12 protein-coding genes are annotated in these 15,267 nt (G+C 63.0%); 8 read left to right on the forward strand and 4 right to left on the reverse strand.

Going from position 1 to position 15,267, the window contains the following annotated elements; translation table 11 throughout:
• Entirely contained in the window at positions 1-1,263 is a 1,263-nt protein-coding gene (gene kynU / locus ACDC66_RS11425; protein ID WP_376696854.1) for a kynureninase, read from the reverse strand.
• Between the two features lie 172 nt (positions 1,264-1,435).
• Between kynU and queA the strand changes: the two genes are divergently transcribed.
• The 7 genes from queA to ACDC66_RS11460 all read left to right on the forward strand — a co-directional run bounded on the left by queA (position 1,436) and on the right by ACDC66_RS11460 (position 9,965).
• On the forward strand, positions 1,436-2,455 hold the full coding sequence (gene queA, locus ACDC66_RS11430; RefSeq protein ID WP_376696865.1) for a tRNA preQ1(34) S-adenosylmethionine ribosyltransferase-isomerase QueA: 1,020 nt from the start codon (positions 1,436-1,438) through the stop codon (positions 2,453-2,455).
• A 32-nt stretch (positions 2,456-2,487) separates the two neighbouring features.
• Positions 2,488-3,594 carry a tRNA guanosine(34) transglycosylase Tgt gene (tgt, locus tag ACDC66_RS11435; protein WP_376696855.1) on the forward strand — a complete coding sequence of 369 codons (1,107 nt, stop codon included), beginning with the start codon at positions 2,488-2,490 and terminating at the stop codon, positions 3,592-3,594.
• 158 nt (positions 3,595-3,752) lie between these two features.
• Complete coding sequence (yajC, locus tag ACDC66_RS11440; RefSeq protein ID WP_376696856.1) at positions 3,753-4,085, forward strand: preprotein translocase subunit YajC; 333 nt, start codon at positions 3,753-3,755, stop codon at positions 4,083-4,085.
• 54 nt (positions 4,086-4,139) lie between these two features.
• Positions 4,140-5,999 carry a protein translocase subunit SecD gene (gene secD, locus ACDC66_RS11445; protein WP_376696857.1) on the forward strand — a complete coding sequence of 620 codons (1,860 nt, stop codon included), beginning with the start codon at positions 4,140-4,142 and terminating at the stop codon, positions 5,997-5,999.
• A 16-nt stretch (positions 6,000-6,015) separates the two neighbouring features.
• Positions 6,016-6,987 (forward strand): protein translocase subunit SecF, encoded by a 972-nt coding sequence (gene secF / locus ACDC66_RS11450; protein WP_376696858.1) that lies wholly within the window; start codon positions 6,016-6,018, stop codon positions 6,985-6,987.
• 25 nt (positions 6,988-7,012) lie between these two features.
• The gene (locus ACDC66_RS11455) at positions 7,013-7,450 is read left to right on the forward strand and encodes a hypothetical protein (RefSeq protein WP_376696859.1); all 438 of its coding nucleotides are present in this window, start codon (positions 7,013-7,015) and stop codon (positions 7,448-7,450) included.
• A 79-nt stretch (positions 7,451-7,529) separates the two neighbouring features.
• The gene (locus ACDC66_RS11460; RefSeq protein WP_376696860.1) at positions 7,530-9,965 is read left to right on the forward strand and encodes a serine/threonine-protein kinase; all 2,436 of its coding nucleotides are present in this window, start codon (positions 7,530-7,532) and stop codon (positions 9,963-9,965) included.
• Between the two features lie 46 nt (positions 9,966-10,011).
• Here the strand turns inward: ACDC66_RS11460 and ACDC66_RS11465 are convergent, their stop codons facing one another.
• Entirely contained in the window at positions 10,012-10,599 is a 588-nt protein-coding gene (locus ACDC66_RS11465; RefSeq protein ID WP_376696861.1) for an ECF-type sigma factor, read from the reverse strand.
• Positions 10,600-10,812: 213 nt separating this feature from the next.
• Between ACDC66_RS11465 and ACDC66_RS11470 the strand changes: the two genes are divergently transcribed.
• Positions 10,813-11,292, forward strand: coding sequence for a hypothetical protein (locus ACDC66_RS11470; RefSeq protein ID WP_376696862.1), 480 nt, complete (start codon positions 10,813-10,815; stop codon positions 11,290-11,292).
• A 23-nt stretch (positions 11,293-11,315) separates the two neighbouring features.
• On the opposite strand, the gene ACDC66_RS11475 is transcribed toward ACDC66_RS11470, so the two are convergent.
• Together ACDC66_RS11475 and hutI are read right to left on the reverse strand one after the other, a co-directional pair.
• Positions 11,316-13,751, reverse strand: coding sequence for a putative bifunctional diguanylate cyclase/phosphodiesterase (locus tag ACDC66_RS11475; protein WP_376696863.1), 2,436 nt, complete (start codon positions 13,749-13,751; stop codon positions 11,316-11,318).
• Positions 13,752-13,837: 86 nt separating this feature from the next.
• Positions 13,838-15,061: an imidazolonepropionase gene (hutI, locus tag ACDC66_RS11480; RefSeq protein ID WP_376696864.1), complete on the reverse strand. Its 1,224-nt coding sequence runs from the start codon at positions 15,059-15,061 to the stop codon at positions 13,838-13,840.
• Positions 15,062-15,267 lie beyond the last annotated feature (206 nt).

Genomic DNA, 15,267 nt, shown 5'->3' on the forward strand with positions numbered 1-15,267 from the left:
TCAGTGCGTGTCGGTTGAGAGCAATTTGCCGGTCAGTTGGACGAAGCGCTCCACGTCTTCGCGGTTGTTGTACAGCGGTGCCGGGGCGACGCGGATGATGTCCGGGGAGCGCCAGTCACATGTGACACCGTGCGCCACGAGCCGTTCGAAGAGTCGCCGGCCGGCAGCCTCGCCGGCATGCAGACGCAACGATAGCTGGCAGCCGCGTCGGTGCGGCTCCAGTGGCGTGATGATGTCGATCTCGTCGTTCAGGTTTTCCTGGAGCAGGTGGGCCAGGTGGCCGGTCAGTTCCAGCGAGGCATGGCGTACGGGCTCGATGCCGCCGGCATCCTCAAACAACTGTAGCGATGCGAGCAGGGGCGCGGTGGCGAGGATCGGCAGTGTGGACAACTGCCAGCCGGCCGCGCCCGCTTCGGGTTGAAAGCGCGGGCGCATCTTGAAGCGCGTGTGCACGTCCTGGCCCCACCAGCCGGCCAGGCGCGGGCCGTCGAAGTGGGCGTGGCGTTCGTGAACGAACAATCCCGCAATGGCGCCGGGGCCGGCATTGAGATACTTGTAGCTGCACCACACGGCGAAGTCCGGTCCGTCCTCGTGCAGGTTGAGCGGCACGTTGCCTATGGCGTGGGCCAGGTCGAGACCGACGGTCGCACCGGCCTTGTGTCCGGCCCGGCATACCCTTGCGGTGTCGAACACCTGGCCCGTGGCGTACTGCACGCCCGGCCAGAGCACCAGCGCGACCTGGTCGCCATAGCGTTCGAGGTAATCTTCCAGATCCTCCTCGTGAAGCAGGCCGTCGCGTCGCGGGGCCAGTTCCACGACGTCATGTTCAGGGTCCAGGCCATGCAGGTGGACCTGCGAGGCGACTGCATAGCGGTCGGAGGGGAAGCTGCCCTTTTCCATCAGAATGCGCCGGCGCTTGCCCTGCGGCCGGTAGAAGCTGATCAGCATCTGGTGCAGGTTTGCCGTCAGGGTGCCGGTGGCGACGACCTCGATATCGCGCGCCCCGCACAGGTGCGCCAGCGGTGTGGTGAGCAACTCGTGATATTCCGTCCAGGCGGTCGGGCCGTCGAAGTGGCCGGCGACGCCCAGCCTCGCCCAACGTTCGAGTTCGCTGTCGACCGTGTCGGCGGCCGCTTTCGGCTGCGCGCCGAGCGAGTTGCCGCACAGGTAGGTGCCCGTCTCGCCGCTGCCGCCGTCGGGAATGCGGAAGCGATCGCGAAACTGGCCGGGTGCGAAAGCGGAGTCGGGCCGGGTCTTGTTCATGATCGAAGAAATCGGTTCCAGGGGAGGCAGGATAGCCGGATTCATTGTCTCCCGAAAGCCGGCAAGGTTTGAATTCGCCACAGCTTCCACGCCGAGGCGTGCGCAGGGCGTGAAACCCGCGGGCGACGGGCGGTACCGCTACAATGTCGCCCTGTTCGAAGGACGCCCGATGATGAAGGTATCCGATTTCCGTTTTGAACTGCCGGAGCGACTGATTGCGCAGTACCCCTTGCCCGAGCGCTCGGGCAGCCGGATGCTGCATCTCGAGCGCGAAACCGGTCGTCGGCACGATCGCAAGTTCTCCGATCTGCCGGAACTGCTCGAACCAGGTGATCTCCTGGTGTTCAACAATACGCGGGTGATTCCCGCTCGGCTGTGGGCCCGCAAGGAAAGCGGTGGTCGGGTCGAGATCATGATCGAGCGTGTAGTGGACGACCAGGAAGCGGTGGTTCAGCTGCGTGTCAACCGCAAGCCGGCCCCGGGCACGCATCTTTTCGTCGACGGCCAGGCCGAGCTCGAGGTGCTGGGGCGGGAGGAAGAATTCTGGCGCCTGCGCATGATCTCCGGGCCCGGCTGGTCGACGCTGCTCGAAGCCGTCGGGCACATGCCGCTGCCGCCCTACATCGAGCGTGAGGACGAGGCGATGGATGCCGAGCGCTATCAGACCGTCTACGCCCGAGTGCCCGGGGCGGTGGCCGCGCCCACTGCGGGCCTGCACTTCGACGAGAGAATCTTCCAGCGCCTGGAAAGCAAGGGCGTGAACCGGGCCGAGTGCACCCTGCACGTTGGCGCCGGCACATTCCAGCCGGTGCGTGTCGAGGACGTGTCCGAGCATCGCATGCACGCCGAATGGCTGTCGGTGTCGCCGCAACTGGTCGAGGCGGTGCGCGCCACCCGATCCAGCGGCGGCCGGGTGGTGGCGGTGGGCACAACGGCCGTGCGCGCCCTGGAGACAGCGGCGGCCGGGGGCGAGCTTGCGCCATTCGCGGGTGACAGTCGCCTGTTCATCTATCCCGGTTATGAATTCCGGGTGGTCGATGCGATGATCACCAACTTCCATCTGCCCGGCTCGACGCTGCTGATGCTGGTCAGCGCGTTCGCCGGGCGCGACAACGTGCTGGACGCGTACCGCCATGCCGTGGAGCAGGAATATCGCTTCTTCAGCTACGGCGATGCGATGTTTATTGGATAAACGGGTTTTTGGTTTCCAGTGAGTGAGGCGGGATGAATTTCGATTTATTGAGGAGCGATGGCGTGGCGCGGCGGGGACGGTTGACGTTCGAGCGTGGGACCGTGGAGACGCCGGCGTTCATGCCGGTGGGGACCTACGGGACGGTCAAGGCGATGACGCCCGAGGAATTGCGCGAAATCGGTGCGGAAATCATTCTGGGCAACACCTTCCACCTGATGCTGCGCCCGGGCACCGAAATCATTGCCGCTCACGGCGATCTGCACGATTTCATGGGCTGGGACGGGCCGATTCTGACCGACTCGGGCGGCTTCCAGGTGTTCAGCCTGGCCGAACTGCGAAAGATGAAAGAGGAAGGGGTGACCTTTGCCTCGCCAGTGGACGGTTCGAAGGTCTTTCTGGGCCCCGAGGAATCGATGGCGGTTCAGCGCGCGCTGGGCTCGGATATCGTGATGATCTTCGACGAGTGCACGCCGTATCCGGCCACCGAACAGCAGGCCCGCGAATCGATGGAGCGTTCCCTGCGCTGGGCCGAGCGGTCAAAGCGTGCCCACGCCGATAACCCGGCGGCCCTGTTCGGTATCGTCCAGGGTGGCATGTACCCCGAATTGCGCCGTCGCTCGGCCGAGGGGCTGTTGGAGATCGGCTTCGACGGCTACGCCATCGGCGGCCTGAGCGTCGGCGAGTCGGAAGCCGAGCGCGAAGAAATCCTGTCGACCACCTGCCCGCTGCTCCCCGAGGACGGCCCCCGCTATCTGATGGGCGTGGGCCGCCCTGAGGACCTGGTGGCTGCAGTCGCGCGCGGCGTGGACATGTTCGACTGCGTGATGCCGACGCGAAATGCCCGCAATGGCCATCTTTTCACCAGCTGGGGCGTGGTCAAGATCCGCAATGCCCGCCATGCGAAGGATACCGGGCCGGTCGATCCGGAATGCGACTGCTACACCTGCCGCCGTTTCTCGCGCGCCTACCTGAAGCATCTCAACAAGTGCAACGAAATACTGGGCCACCGCCTGGCGACCATTCACAACCTGTATTACTACCAGTCGCTGATGCGGCGGATGCGCGAGGCGATCGAGAAGGGAGACTTCGAGCATCTGGTCCGTGAGTTGCAGGCGGGCTGGTCGCGGGGGGATTGCTGAGCCTGGCCGGATACACGGCCGGGCAGGGGGGGCGTGACGTGGATCGGCTGCCCGGTGGTGTGGTCGTGTTCGGTTACCTGTGCAATAATTGCGCGTTTGTATCCGTACTCAACGGACCCCAGATAATCTCAGACGCCAACAGACCGAAGGAATAATCTATGGATTTTCTGATCTCGAGCGCCATGGCGCAGGACGCCGCGGGACAGGCGCCGTCGATGCTCGGCAGCCTGCTGCCACTGATCCTGATCGTGGTCATTTTCTGGTTCCTGCTGATCCGCCCGCAGATGAAGCGCAACAAGCAGCACCGCGAACTTGTGGCCGGCCTGTCGGTGGGCGACGAAGTGGTCACCGCCGGCGGCATGCTGGGCAAGATCACCGAAGTGGGCGACAGCTTTGTTTCCATGGAAGTGACCGACGGGGTCGTGATCAAGCTGCAGAAGCATTCCGTCGCCCAGGTTGTGCCGAAGGGAACGACCGACTCATCCGAATGATCCCTGTGCGGCATCCATTCGCCACAAGAACCAGAATCAACGACTGACCAACTCATGAATCGATTCCCACCCTGGAAGTATGCCCTGCTGATCATCGTGCTCGGCCTGGGCTTCCTCTATGCCTTGCCCAATATTTTCGGCGACGACCCGGCCGTCCAGGTCTCCTCCTCGCGCGGCTTCGATCTCCAGCAGGAGATCGTCGGTTCCGTCGAGCGGACCCTGGAGTCAGCCGATGTCGAGCATGGGCCCACCGAGTTCTCGCCGCAGCGATTGCTGATCCGCTTTGGCAATACCGACCGGCAGTTGCGTGCGGCCGACGCCCTGCGCGAGTCGCTCGGCGATGATTACGTGGTCGCCCTCAACCTGGCGCCGGCGACGCCATCCTGGCTGGCCGCGATGGGGGGCGAGCCGATGGTGCTGGGTCTCGATCTCCAGGGCGGCGTGCACTTCCTGATGCAGGTCGACATGGACGCGGCCAAGACGCAGCGGCTCAACAGCTACGTCGATTCCATCCGCGGTCTGCTGCGCGAAGCGGGCATTCGTTACCGTTCGGTGCGCGTTTCCGGCGACAACGTGGTCGCCGAACTTCGCACCGAGGAGCATCGCAGCGAAGCAAGGGAACTGATCGAGCGCGAGCTCGAGGGGCTGGTGCTCGAGTCCGGCGATGGTGGTCAGACCTACAACCTGCGCGCAAGCATCGAAGAGGAATTCCTGCAGGAAATCCAGCAGAACGCCCTGCAGCAGAACATGACCACGCTGCGCAATCGAGTCAACGAGCTGGGTGTCGCCGAGCCGGTGATTCAGCAGCAGGGCGCCAACCGCATCGTCGTCCAGCTGCCCGGTGTGCAGGATACGGCGCAGGCCAAGCGCGTGCTGGGCGCGACGGCCACCATCGAGTATCGGGCCGTCGACGAGCAGAATGACCCCTACGAGGCCGAGCGCACCGGCCGCGTGCCGCCGGGCTCGGTACTCTATGAGCACCGCAACGGGGAGCCGATGCTGCTCTCGCGGGAAGTCATCGCGTCGGGCGAGAACCTGATCGGCGCCGCCGCCGGCTTTGACCAGCAGTCGGGCCAGCCCAACGTCGTGGTCACGCTTGATGGCGAGGGCGCTCGTCGCATGCTCGACCACACCAGCGAGAATGTCGGCAGGCGCATGGCCGTGGTCTTTATCGAGTATCGCCCCGAGACCCGGATGGAAGACGGCGAGGAAGTCCACACCACGCGGCGGGTCGAGGAAGTGATTTCCGCCGCGGTCACGCGCGAGCCGCTCGGCAAGCGCTTCCAGACCACCGGCCTGGGATCGGCGGCTGAGGCTGCCCAGCTGGCGATGCTGCTGCGCGCCGGCGCCCTGGCCGCGCCGATGCAGATCATCGAGGAACGCACGGTCGGCCCCAGCCTGGGGCAGGACAATATCGACCAAGGCTTCCAGTCGGTCATCATCGGTTTTGCCCTGGTGCTCGTCGTCATGGCTGTCTACTACAAGGTCTTCGGTCTGGTGGCCAACCTGGCCCTGACCGCCAACCTGGTGTTGATCGTGTCCTTGCTGTCGATGCTCGGTGCGACCCTGACGCTGCCGGGCATCGCCGGTATCGTGCTGACCGTGGGCATGGCCGTCGACGCCAATGTGCTGATCTTCGAGCGAATACGCGAGGAGCTGCGCAACGGCAATACGCCGCAGGCGTCGATCCGCTCCGGGTACGAGAAGGCCTTCTCGACCATCGCCGACGCCAACGTGACCACGCTGATCGCGGCCATCGTGCTGTTCATGTTCGGCACCGGTCCGATCAAGGGCTTCGCGGTCACGCTCAGCCTGGGTATCGTCACCTCCATGTTTACGGCCATTCTCGGCACGCGCGGCGTCGTCAGCCTGATCTACGGCGGCCGCAAGCGTGTCAAGTCACTGGCCATCTGAGGAGCGCCGAATCGTCATGGATATCATCAAGAGCGACACAAAGATCAATTTTCTGCGCTTCAGCAACATTGCGCTGGTGTTTTCGGCGCTGGTGCTGGCTGCCGGCATCTTTTCGCTGTCGACCAAGGGATTGAACTTCGGTCTCGACTTCACGGGCGGCACGCTGATCGAGCTGCACTATCCCGAAGCACCGGAACTCAACGACGTCCGGCAGACGCTGGAGTCCGAGGGATTCGATGACTTCGTGGTGCAGACCTTCGGAACGGCCAGCGATATCGTCATTCGCATCCCGGTCTCGGAAGATGGGGAGTCGAGCGCGGATGTCAGCACCCGGGTGCTCGAGGGGCTGTCGGAGCAGACGGAGAACATCGAAATGCGGCGCGTCGAGTTCGTCGGCCCCCAGATTGGCCAGGAACTGGCCGAGCAGGGCGGGCTGGCGCTGCTTTACGTGCTCATCGGCGTGCTGCTGTACATTTCCTTCCGGTTCCAGTGGCGTTTTGCCGTGGGTGCGGTTGGCGCCCTGATTCACGATGTGCTGCTGGTCGTCGGCGTGCTGTCTGTCTTTCAGGTGAGCTTCGACCTGACCGTGGTCGCGGCGATCCTTGCAGTAATCGGCTACTCGCTCAACGACACCATCGTGGTCTACGACCGCCTGCGGGAGAACTTCCAGACGCGACGCAAGGGAACCCCGGAAGAGTTGACCAACCTCGCGATCAACCAGATGCTCGGTCGCACCATGATGACCTCGCTGACCACGCTGCTGGTTTTGATCGCGCTGTTCTACTTCGGCGGTGAGATCATCCACGCCTTCGCCTTCACCCTGATCGTGGGCGTGATCATCGGGACCTATTCGTCCGTGTATGTCGCAGGCAGCCTGGCGGTCAAGCTGGGTGTGTCCAAGATGGACCTGATGCCGGTGCAGAAGGAGGGTGCGGATCAGCCCGATCAGGAAATCCTGCCCGAGCGATTCCGCAACCGGGACGCCTGAAGTGCGGTCGGCGGCCGGAATCCTGGTGCTCGTTCTGTCGGTCCTTGCGGCCGACAGCGTAGTGGCCGCCGAGACGCGTGATCGATACATGGTCGAAATGGAACTGTGGATCGAGGGCGAACAGCGCGGGACGCCGATGGTCGTGGTCGAGCCGGAAGAACCGGCATCGATCGAAGTCGGCGAGCCGTCCGGGGAAAGCGGCTGGAGGATCGAGGTCCTGGTGGAGCCGCCGGTCGCCTCCGAAGGCGCCCCGGTCGGTTCCATCTGGCTGAACCTCGCAGTCCACGAGCTGCGCGACGGTGAATGGCAGCTGCTGACCGATTCGCTGTTGGGGCTGCGCGAGGGCCGCTCGGGCACCATGACCCTGGTCGAGCCCGGTGTCGACCAGGGCACGCGGGAAAACAGCCTGGTCCATCTTACGGCAACTGCATCTCTGTTGCGGCCCTCCGAAAGCGGCGACTGATCGCATTCATTGCTGCTGGCGGGGACAGGGGGTTATCGCTTAATCTGGACTGCCCACCCGCATCGTTGGCGCAGTCTTGATGAGTGACGACCCGGCCAGGCAACGCTACCGCGACGCCAAGGCGATCGCCCTGGACGCACTCGAGCACGATCCGCCGCGTCGGCAGGCGCTGATCGAGCAACGCTGTGCCTCGGACGAGGCGCTCAAGCGGGAAGTGGAGTGGCTGATTGCGGCCGCCGAGGATGACGCCGACGACTCGGTTCCGGAGCGTTTTCAGACAGCGGCCCGCAGTGCGCTTCAAGAAGTCTCACTGGAGGTTCCGCTTCCCAGGAACTATCGACTGATCAAGCGCATCGGTCAGGGCGGCATGGGTATCGTCTATCTTGCCGAGCGTGTCGACGGCAACCTGCGCCAGCCGGTTGCCTTCAAACTGCTGCATCTGGACGAGTCCGGCAATGAAGCGCTTGCCCGACGTTTTTCGGCCGAGCGCGGTATTCTCTCGCGGCTCGATCATCCCTGCATCGCGCGACTGATCGATGGTGGCTTGACGGCCGAGGGACGGCCCTTTCTCGCCACCGAGTTCGTCGACGGCGAGCGCATCGACCAGTGGGCTTCGAGGGGTGCTTCGCGGTCCGAAATCCTGGCCTTGTTCATCAAGGTGTGCGAAGCAGTCGACTACGCGCACCGCCGCATGGTCATCCACAGCGATCTCAAGCCGACCAATATCCTGGTGACGGCTTCAGGCGAACCGAAGTTGCTCGACTTCGGCGTGGCACGGCTGCTCGATTCCGACGTGGAAGGTGGTGAAACCCCCGGTGGGCTGACGCTGGCTTACGCCAGCCCGGAGCAGCTGCGGGGCGGCGGCCTTGGCGCCGCCACGGACGTTTATTCATTGGGGGTCCTGCTCTACCAACTCCTGGGGGGGACCGCGCCGTTCGAATGGAACGACGATCCGCAAGCCTTGCGCGAACTTGTGCTGCAGGGGCAGTACCCCGAGCCCCGAGACCGGAATGGAACGCAACTGCCGCGAGATCTTGTCAGCGTGGTCAAGCAGGCCATGCACGCCGAGGAGAGCAAGCGTTACGAGTCGGCCCGGTCCCTGGCCGACGACCTTCGGCGCTTCATTACGAATCGCCCGGTGCGGGCACATGACGGCGGGGCACTGTATCGCTCAGGGCGCTTTTTCCGGCGGCACAGAACGGCGCTCATGATCGGCCTGGTGGCTGCGGCACTGCTCATTTCCTTTCTCGTCGATCGTGAGCGGCAACTCGATCGTGTCGCCTGGGAACGCGACCGCGCAGAAGCGGTGACCGAGTTCATGTCCGAGCTCCTGGCTGGTGCCGATTCTCTGCCCAGCCGCGGAAACGACGTGACCGTTCGCGAAATTCTCGACCTGGGGAGAAAGCAGCTTGCGGGGTCCGAGGGGGACAATCCCGTTGCACTGGGCCAGATGTACAGGACGCTGGGCGAGGCCTACAACGCGCTGGGCCTGGGGGAACAGGCGGCGCCAATGCTTTTGAAGACGCAGGCTCTGCTGCAGGGAGAGCTGCCGATCGAAGAGCGGGCAATGATCCAATCAGAGCTGGGCGCGGCCTACGATTCGGCCGGTCGCGCCGTCGAGGCAATCGCCGCGGACCGGCGGGCCATCGAACTGCTGGAGCAATCGCATGAGCGCCGGGATGCCCGGGAGTTGATACGAGTGCGAATTCGCAGGCTTCGCAACCAGGTCAATATTCTGGATGCTTCGCCGCAGACCGTGATCGCCGAACTCAAGGCCATTATCGACGAACTGAATGGTGCCTCTGCCGATTCGGAGCTCCTTTTCGAGGCGCGATCGGCCCTGGTGGGCGCGCGCGTGGCCGCCGGGGAGGAGGAAGCCGCCCTGGAGGACGCGATACGGGCTCGCCAGTTGGCCGAGGCCGTCTACGGTGAGGATGATCCAAGGCGTCTGCGCGGGCGGCATGTTCACGCCACTGCGCTGATGCTCAGTGATCCGCAGCAGGCGGTGACGATGTTCGAATTCCTTCTGGCCGACCATGAACGGCTTATCGGGCCGAGTCAGCGTATGGCCAACACGATCGGCAATCTGGGCGTCGCATTGTCGAGACTCGGTCGCAACGAGGAGAGCAGGGCGGCGTTCAAGCGCGCGGCCGCGATGATCGAGACATCCGTCGGCCGCGATCACTATCTCTATCGTCTGTCGATCACCAACCTGGCCGCGCTGCACCTGCGCGACGGTGATGCCGTCGAGGCCGAGCGATTGGTGCGCGACATCCTGCCGGGCCTGGATCGGCGCCATGAGCAGTTCGGGGGCGTCGCAACTTTCTACCGGGCCTCAGCGCTGGAGGTGCTCGGTGGCGCGCAGGTCATGCAGGGCAATCCAGCTGCGGCAGTGGAAAGTTACCGTGAGGCCCTGGACTCGCTCACGTCGAGCCCCGGTGAGCAATGGGCGGGCTTGCGTCAACGCATAGCGGGCAAGCTGGCCGAAGTCGATCGCAAACTCAATCCGCCTTGAGCTGGGGAGCCTCTGAACAACTCTGCACCGTCGCGCCCGCGCAGAGTTATTCAGAGGCTCCCAAGTCTTCCGACAGGCGTCGTTTGAGCCAGGCCCGGGCCATACGCCATTCCCTGGCCACGGTCGAGCGTGAAAGATCCATGGTTTCGGCGGTTTCTTCCATGCTCAGGCCCGCGAAGTAGCGCAGCTCGACGATTCGGGCCTGGCGTTCGTCGATTTCAGCCAGTTGCTCCAGTACTTCGTCGATGGCGATCAGTTCGAGCCCGAAAACCTGTCCGGGTTCGGACTCGTCGATGTCGGCACGCCGATGGTCCTGGGGGCGCTTTTCGGCATGTCTTCGGCGCGCATAATCGACCAGCACGCGCCGCATGACCGTCGCGGCAACGATCACGAACTCGCGCCGATCCTTCCAGCTTTCGTAATCCTGACCGGCCAGGCGCAGATAGGCCTCGTTGATGAGGGCGGTGGGCTGGAGCGTATGATCGGGTCGTTGGCGTGAAAGCTGGCGGGCCGCGAGTGCGCGCAATTCATCGTAGACCAGCGGCAGCATGCCCGCCAGGGAGGCCTCGCCGCGCTCGGTAGAGCGCCTGATCAGTTCTTCGAGCTCGGCGGCCTGTTCGCTCGACCGATTCATTCCGGTCGCTCCCTTGGGCAATGGTTTACATCATGCTAACCCAATTGGCGGGAAAAGCCGATTTCACCTCAAGAAGCCGTTACACTAGACTATAGGCGCTGTAAATCGTGTGTCTTTGGCAAAGGCGAGTGGATGAAGTCGAGCAGTACATTTTCGATCCTGACGGCAGGAATGGCATTTCTGCCCCTGTTGGCCCTTGGGGCCGATACTTGCGTGCACGAGTCTGAAGATCGGGCTGCGATGCTGCGTGAGGATGCGGTCAGCGCGGTCGAATCTCCCGAATCGGCACGTTCGCCGGGGTCGGTCGAGCTTGTCTGCCAGCAGAACAGCATTTCCCGGATCAACGTCATCCTGCCCGCCGGAGAACGCCGCGGCCTTGTCCTGGTGGCCGGCAGTCGGGATGGTCAGCCTCTCCAGCCACGGCTTTCCGATACCGAGGGCTGGGCGAGGCTGCTTATCGAGGAAAGCAGCGATGGTTCGGTAATCCGGCTGAATGTGGAGATTGTCGCCCCTGAAGCGGGGACAAAGGGCGAGAAGCGATCAGGAAGCCTGCTGTTGTTCTCCGCTTCGAATCAAAGAGGCGAACCGCTTATCACCATCCCGCTCGAGCTCACCATTGACGAAGAACAACCCTTGTTCCGTGACCAGTTCGATGTCGACCCGGTCATCGGTCAGTTCAGTCTGGTGATGTAGTCGCCGCGGCCAAGGGCCCTGATTCAGCGAGAAGGCGACGATTCAGCCTGGATCATGGCCATGACTGCATGGAGCTTGCCCGGCCGCGAGAATAGGTAACCCTGTCCGTACTCGCAACCCATCTTCAGCAGGATTCGGGCTTCCTCTTCGAGCTCGATGCCTTCAGCGACGATTTGCACCCCGAGTCTCCGGCCGACGTGGATGACTGCCTCGATGATGCTGCGGTCCACCCTGGACTGCTGGAAACCGGCGATGAACGATCGATCGATCTTGATCGTGTTGAACGGGACCTGGCGCAGGCGGTCGAGGGAGGCGTATCCCGTTCCGAAATCGTCGATGGCGATTCCGTAGCCCAGTGTGTTTATCCGGTGAAGCGCCTCGGGTTGACGTGTGAGCATGCTTTCGGTGACTTCGATTCGCAGATGCTCCGGGTCGATGTCCGCCCTGGTGCAGGCTTCCTGAATGTAGGAAACGGGATCGCCGAATCGGAACTCTGCATCGGATAGATTGACGGCAATGGCTACAGGGCAATTCTTGCCGAGCTTGGACTGCATGTGCGCGAAATCCCGGCTGGCGCGTTCGAATACCCATTTGCCGATGCGGGTGATTGCGCCCGTTTCCTCGGCCAGACCGATGAATTGATCGGGTGACAGAAGCCCTCTGGTGGGGTGTGACCATCTCACTAGCGCCTCGAGTGTTTCGATTTTCCGGGTTTCGAGGTTGACGATTGGTTGGTACCACAGCACCAACTCGTCACGTTCGGCCGCGCGCCAGAGGTCGTTTTCGAAATGCAGGTGCTCCTGCTGGAACGAGTCCTGGTCGGGATCGTACACATGCATGTGGGCACCATCCTTGCGCTTGGCGACATACATGGCGATGTCGGCATGACGCAATAGTTCGGCTGCGTCCTGGGTGCTGTCCGCCGAGAGCGCAATGCCGATACTCACACCGACGCGCGCTTTGACGCCGTCTATGTTGAATTCCGTGCCGAATGCGCTTGCAATCCTCTTCGCCGGGATGAAAGCGGCTTCCTCCGATTCGGCGGGTTCGAGGATGAGCCCGAACTCGTCGCCACCGAAGCGGGCGATGGAGTCCCTGTCGCGAACCGAATCCTGCAGGCGATCAGCGGCCTGCTTTAGAAGCGAGTCCCCGGCCGCGTGGCCCAGGCCGTCATTGACCACCTTGAAGCGGTCGAGGTCAATGAAGAGTATGGCGACGGACGTGCCGGTACGACGGCCTCGCTTCAGGGCCATATCCAGGCGGTCCATGAACAGCCTGCGATTGGGCAGCCCGGTCAATGGATCATGCAGAACCTGGAAGCGCAGTTCGCTTTCAGCCTGCTTGCGGGCCGTTATGTCGACGCAGGTGCCGACATGCCCAACAACGCTTTCACCGATCCGTATGGGTGCACCGTGAACGAGCGCGATGCAGGGCGGTCCGGAGCGGGGGGTGAGTTCGACTTCTATTGCGGTGTTGCGCCCCTCGACACGGGCGCGTCTGTTTTTCTCGACCTTCTCGCGATGGTGAGGCGCAATGAACGCTTCGATCGGCTGTCCTTCAACCCGCTCTGCATCATCCATTGCCAGCAGTGATCGCATGGCAGGGTTGAAGTAGATGATGCGGCCTTCCGGATCGATCTGCCACATACCCACTTCGGGTTGGTCGACCAGGGCCCGGTATCGCTGTTCACTTTCTTTCAGGGCGTCCTCTCTGGCCTCGCTGACCTGGATCAGGCGCCAGGCGAGGAAGAATCCGCCGGCCATCAGAAGGAATGCGGTCGTCGCGATGGCCAGGGTGAACCAACGCGTCATGAAATGGCTGACCCTGCCCATGGCATTCGAGAACTCGCTTTCCTGCCGGGTCAACTGGCGATCGAGCTCGCGAATTGATTCGATCTGGTCAAAAACGGGTGGACTGGCCGAACCGTGCTCGCGCACCAGCTCTCGCAGGGTTGTTGCTTCGGACCGGAGCCGTGCGATCAACTCATCAGCTCGCGACCATGCCTCGACGGCCTGCTGGAAGGGCTGCAGGGAACGGCCGAGCACGAAAAGCCGCATCATCAGATCGATGTCTTCGGGGTGGTTGCGACCGTCGAGAAAACCTTCTCGAGCCACGGCGTAGTCGGGGTCGTCGCCGGACAGGGCCAGCCTTGCCCGTCGGTCGCCCTCGTTGACGGTCAGGGCTTCTTCAAACGCCTCGTATCGTTCATCGTTGCCGGTGGTGGCATAGTCGAACAAGGCAATGACGGCCTGCTTTTGTGCCTTGGTCCACTGGCTTTCACCATTCACGTAGGCCCGGGCGCCGGACAGTCCTTGAAAAGCGATGATCGCAAAAACAACCAGCAGGAGAAGAGCGACGGAAAAAGTCGCGGATAATATGATGAAACGACGCCGAAGATGGCTGACCCAGCCATGATTGTCCGAGTCGGCAAAAGCGATTTCCTGCGTCCTGTTACTCAACCTCTGGTCGTCCCCTGGATAAGTTCAGCGTCGCTGCGCGGGCCTGGACCAGGTCAATGTTCTCCCTGATGTGCTGTCAGGGTACCCTACGGCGAGTCGCTCAGCCAGCGGCCGGTCTTGAGGGTCGCCCGGCAGGCGTTGGGACGAAAGTGATAAAGCCAGTGGTTGATGTCGGGCGCGTCGATGACGGCGAGGTCGGCCCGGTAGCCCGGTTCAAGGCTGCCGTGTGATGTTTCCAGGCCGAGAGCGCGGGCGGCATTCGTCGTAACGCCACGAAGGACTTCCGCGGGGCTCATGCGCTGGTGAACGGCGGCCAGTGTCATGGCCAGGTGCAGGTGATAACTAGGTGCCGAACCGGGATTGAAGTCGGTGGCGACCGCCACCCGGGCCCCGGCGTCGATCCATTTGCGCGCCGGCAGGAAGGGCTCTCGCAGGTAGAGCGATGCGATCGGCAGGCTGACAGCCACCGTGCCGGCCTGGGCCATGGAGTGCATGTCCTCGTCCGAGGCGTACTCGAGATGCTCCGCCGAAACGGCGCCGAGCTCGGCTGCCAGGCCCGCGCCGCCGCCGCAGGAGAGTTGGTCGGCGTGGATCTTGAGCCCGAGTCCATGTCTCTTGGCCGTTTCGAGTATGCGGCGGCCTTCGCGCAGCGTGAAGGCATTGTCCTCGATAAAGACATCGCAGAAGCGGGCCAGTTCGCGTTCGGCGACTTCCGGAATCATTTCCTCGCAGAGCAGTTCGACGTAATCGCCTCGTCGATCCCGATATTCTACTGGCACGAGATGCGCTCCCAGGAAGGTCGGGACGATATCGAGCGCTTGCTTTGACTGGAGCTGCCGATAGACTGCCAGCTGCTTCAACTCGTTGTCGCGATCCAGCCCGTAGCCCGACTTTGCTTCCACCGTGGTGACGCCCAGTCGGGCCATGTCGGCGAGTGCTTCGGCCGCCTTGGAGCGGAGCGAGTCGATATCGGTCTCGCGCGTCGCGCGCACGGTCGAATTGATACCGCCGCCGGCGGCCTGGATATCCTGGTAGCTGGCGCCCTCGAGCCGCGCGGCAAATTCGTCACCGCGCCAGCCGCCGAAGCACAGGTGCGTGTGGCAATCGATCAGTCCCGGTACCACGCAGCGCCCGCCGGCGTCGAAAGACTCGGCCTGTGCGAACTCCGCCGGCAACTCGTCGGCCGGTCCGGCATAACGAACCGTGTCGCCCCCCCAGGCCACCGCGGCATCGACAACGGCATCGACCTCGTCGTGTGCGCCGTCGGCCGGGACCCGGTACAGGGTAGATATGTTGCGCAATAACTTCATAAAAACCTATTGTCCACAGATGAACACAGATGAACACAGATTAAAAAACAAGAAAATCATAAAGAACAGTAAATATTACTTTTTGAGGCAGGTGTAGTAGCAACGCCGAGCCTGTCCCGATTTCTGTGTAACCGCCCATTCTCATAGATGATCGGTCACCCGATCTTCGAACTGGATAATAAATTGGTTCAGGGCACCCTTCCAGT

Origin of the sequence: Wenzhouxiangella psychrophila (genome assembly GCF_042310375.1) — a bacterium.
In the GTDB taxonomy this organism is placed as follows: domain Bacteria; phylum Pseudomonadota; class Gammaproteobacteria; order Xanthomonadales; family Wenzhouxiangellaceae; genus Wenzhouxiangella.

Bases quoted from the DNA above. Each gene is read 5' to 3' on its own strand.
- secD (WP_376696857.1), top strand. From the start codon at position 4,140: ATGAATCGATTCCCACCCTGGAAGTATGCCCTGCTGATCATCGTGCTC.
- tgt (WP_376696855.1), top strand. From the start codon at position 2,488: ATGAATTTCGATTTATTGAGGAGCGATGGCGTGGCGCGGCGGGGACGG.
- queA (WP_376696865.1), top strand. From the start codon at position 1,436: ATGAAGGTATCCGATTTCCGTTTTGAACTGCCGGAGCGACTGATTGCG.
- yajC (WP_376696856.1), top strand. From the start codon at position 3,753: ATGGATTTTCTGATCTCGAGCGCCATGGCGCAGGACGCCGCGGGACAG.
- secF (WP_376696858.1), top strand. From the start codon at position 6,016: ATGGATATCATCAAGAGCGACACAAAGATCAATTTTCTGCGCTTCAGC.
- kynU (WP_376696854.1), bottom strand. From the start codon at position 1,263: ATGAACAAGACCCGGCCCGACTCCGCTTTCGCACCCGGCCAGTTTCGC.
- ACDC66_RS11460 (WP_376696860.1), top strand. From the start codon at position 7,530: ATGAGTGACGACCCGGCCAGGCAACGCTACCGCGACGCCAAGGCGATC.
- ACDC66_RS11465 (WP_376696861.1), bottom strand. From the start codon at position 10,599: ATGAATCGGTCGAGCGAACAGGCCGCCGAGCTCGAAGAACTGATCAGG.
- hutI (WP_376696864.1), bottom strand. From the start codon at position 15,061: ATGAAGTTATTGCGCAACATATCTACCCTGTACCGGGTCCCGGCCGAC.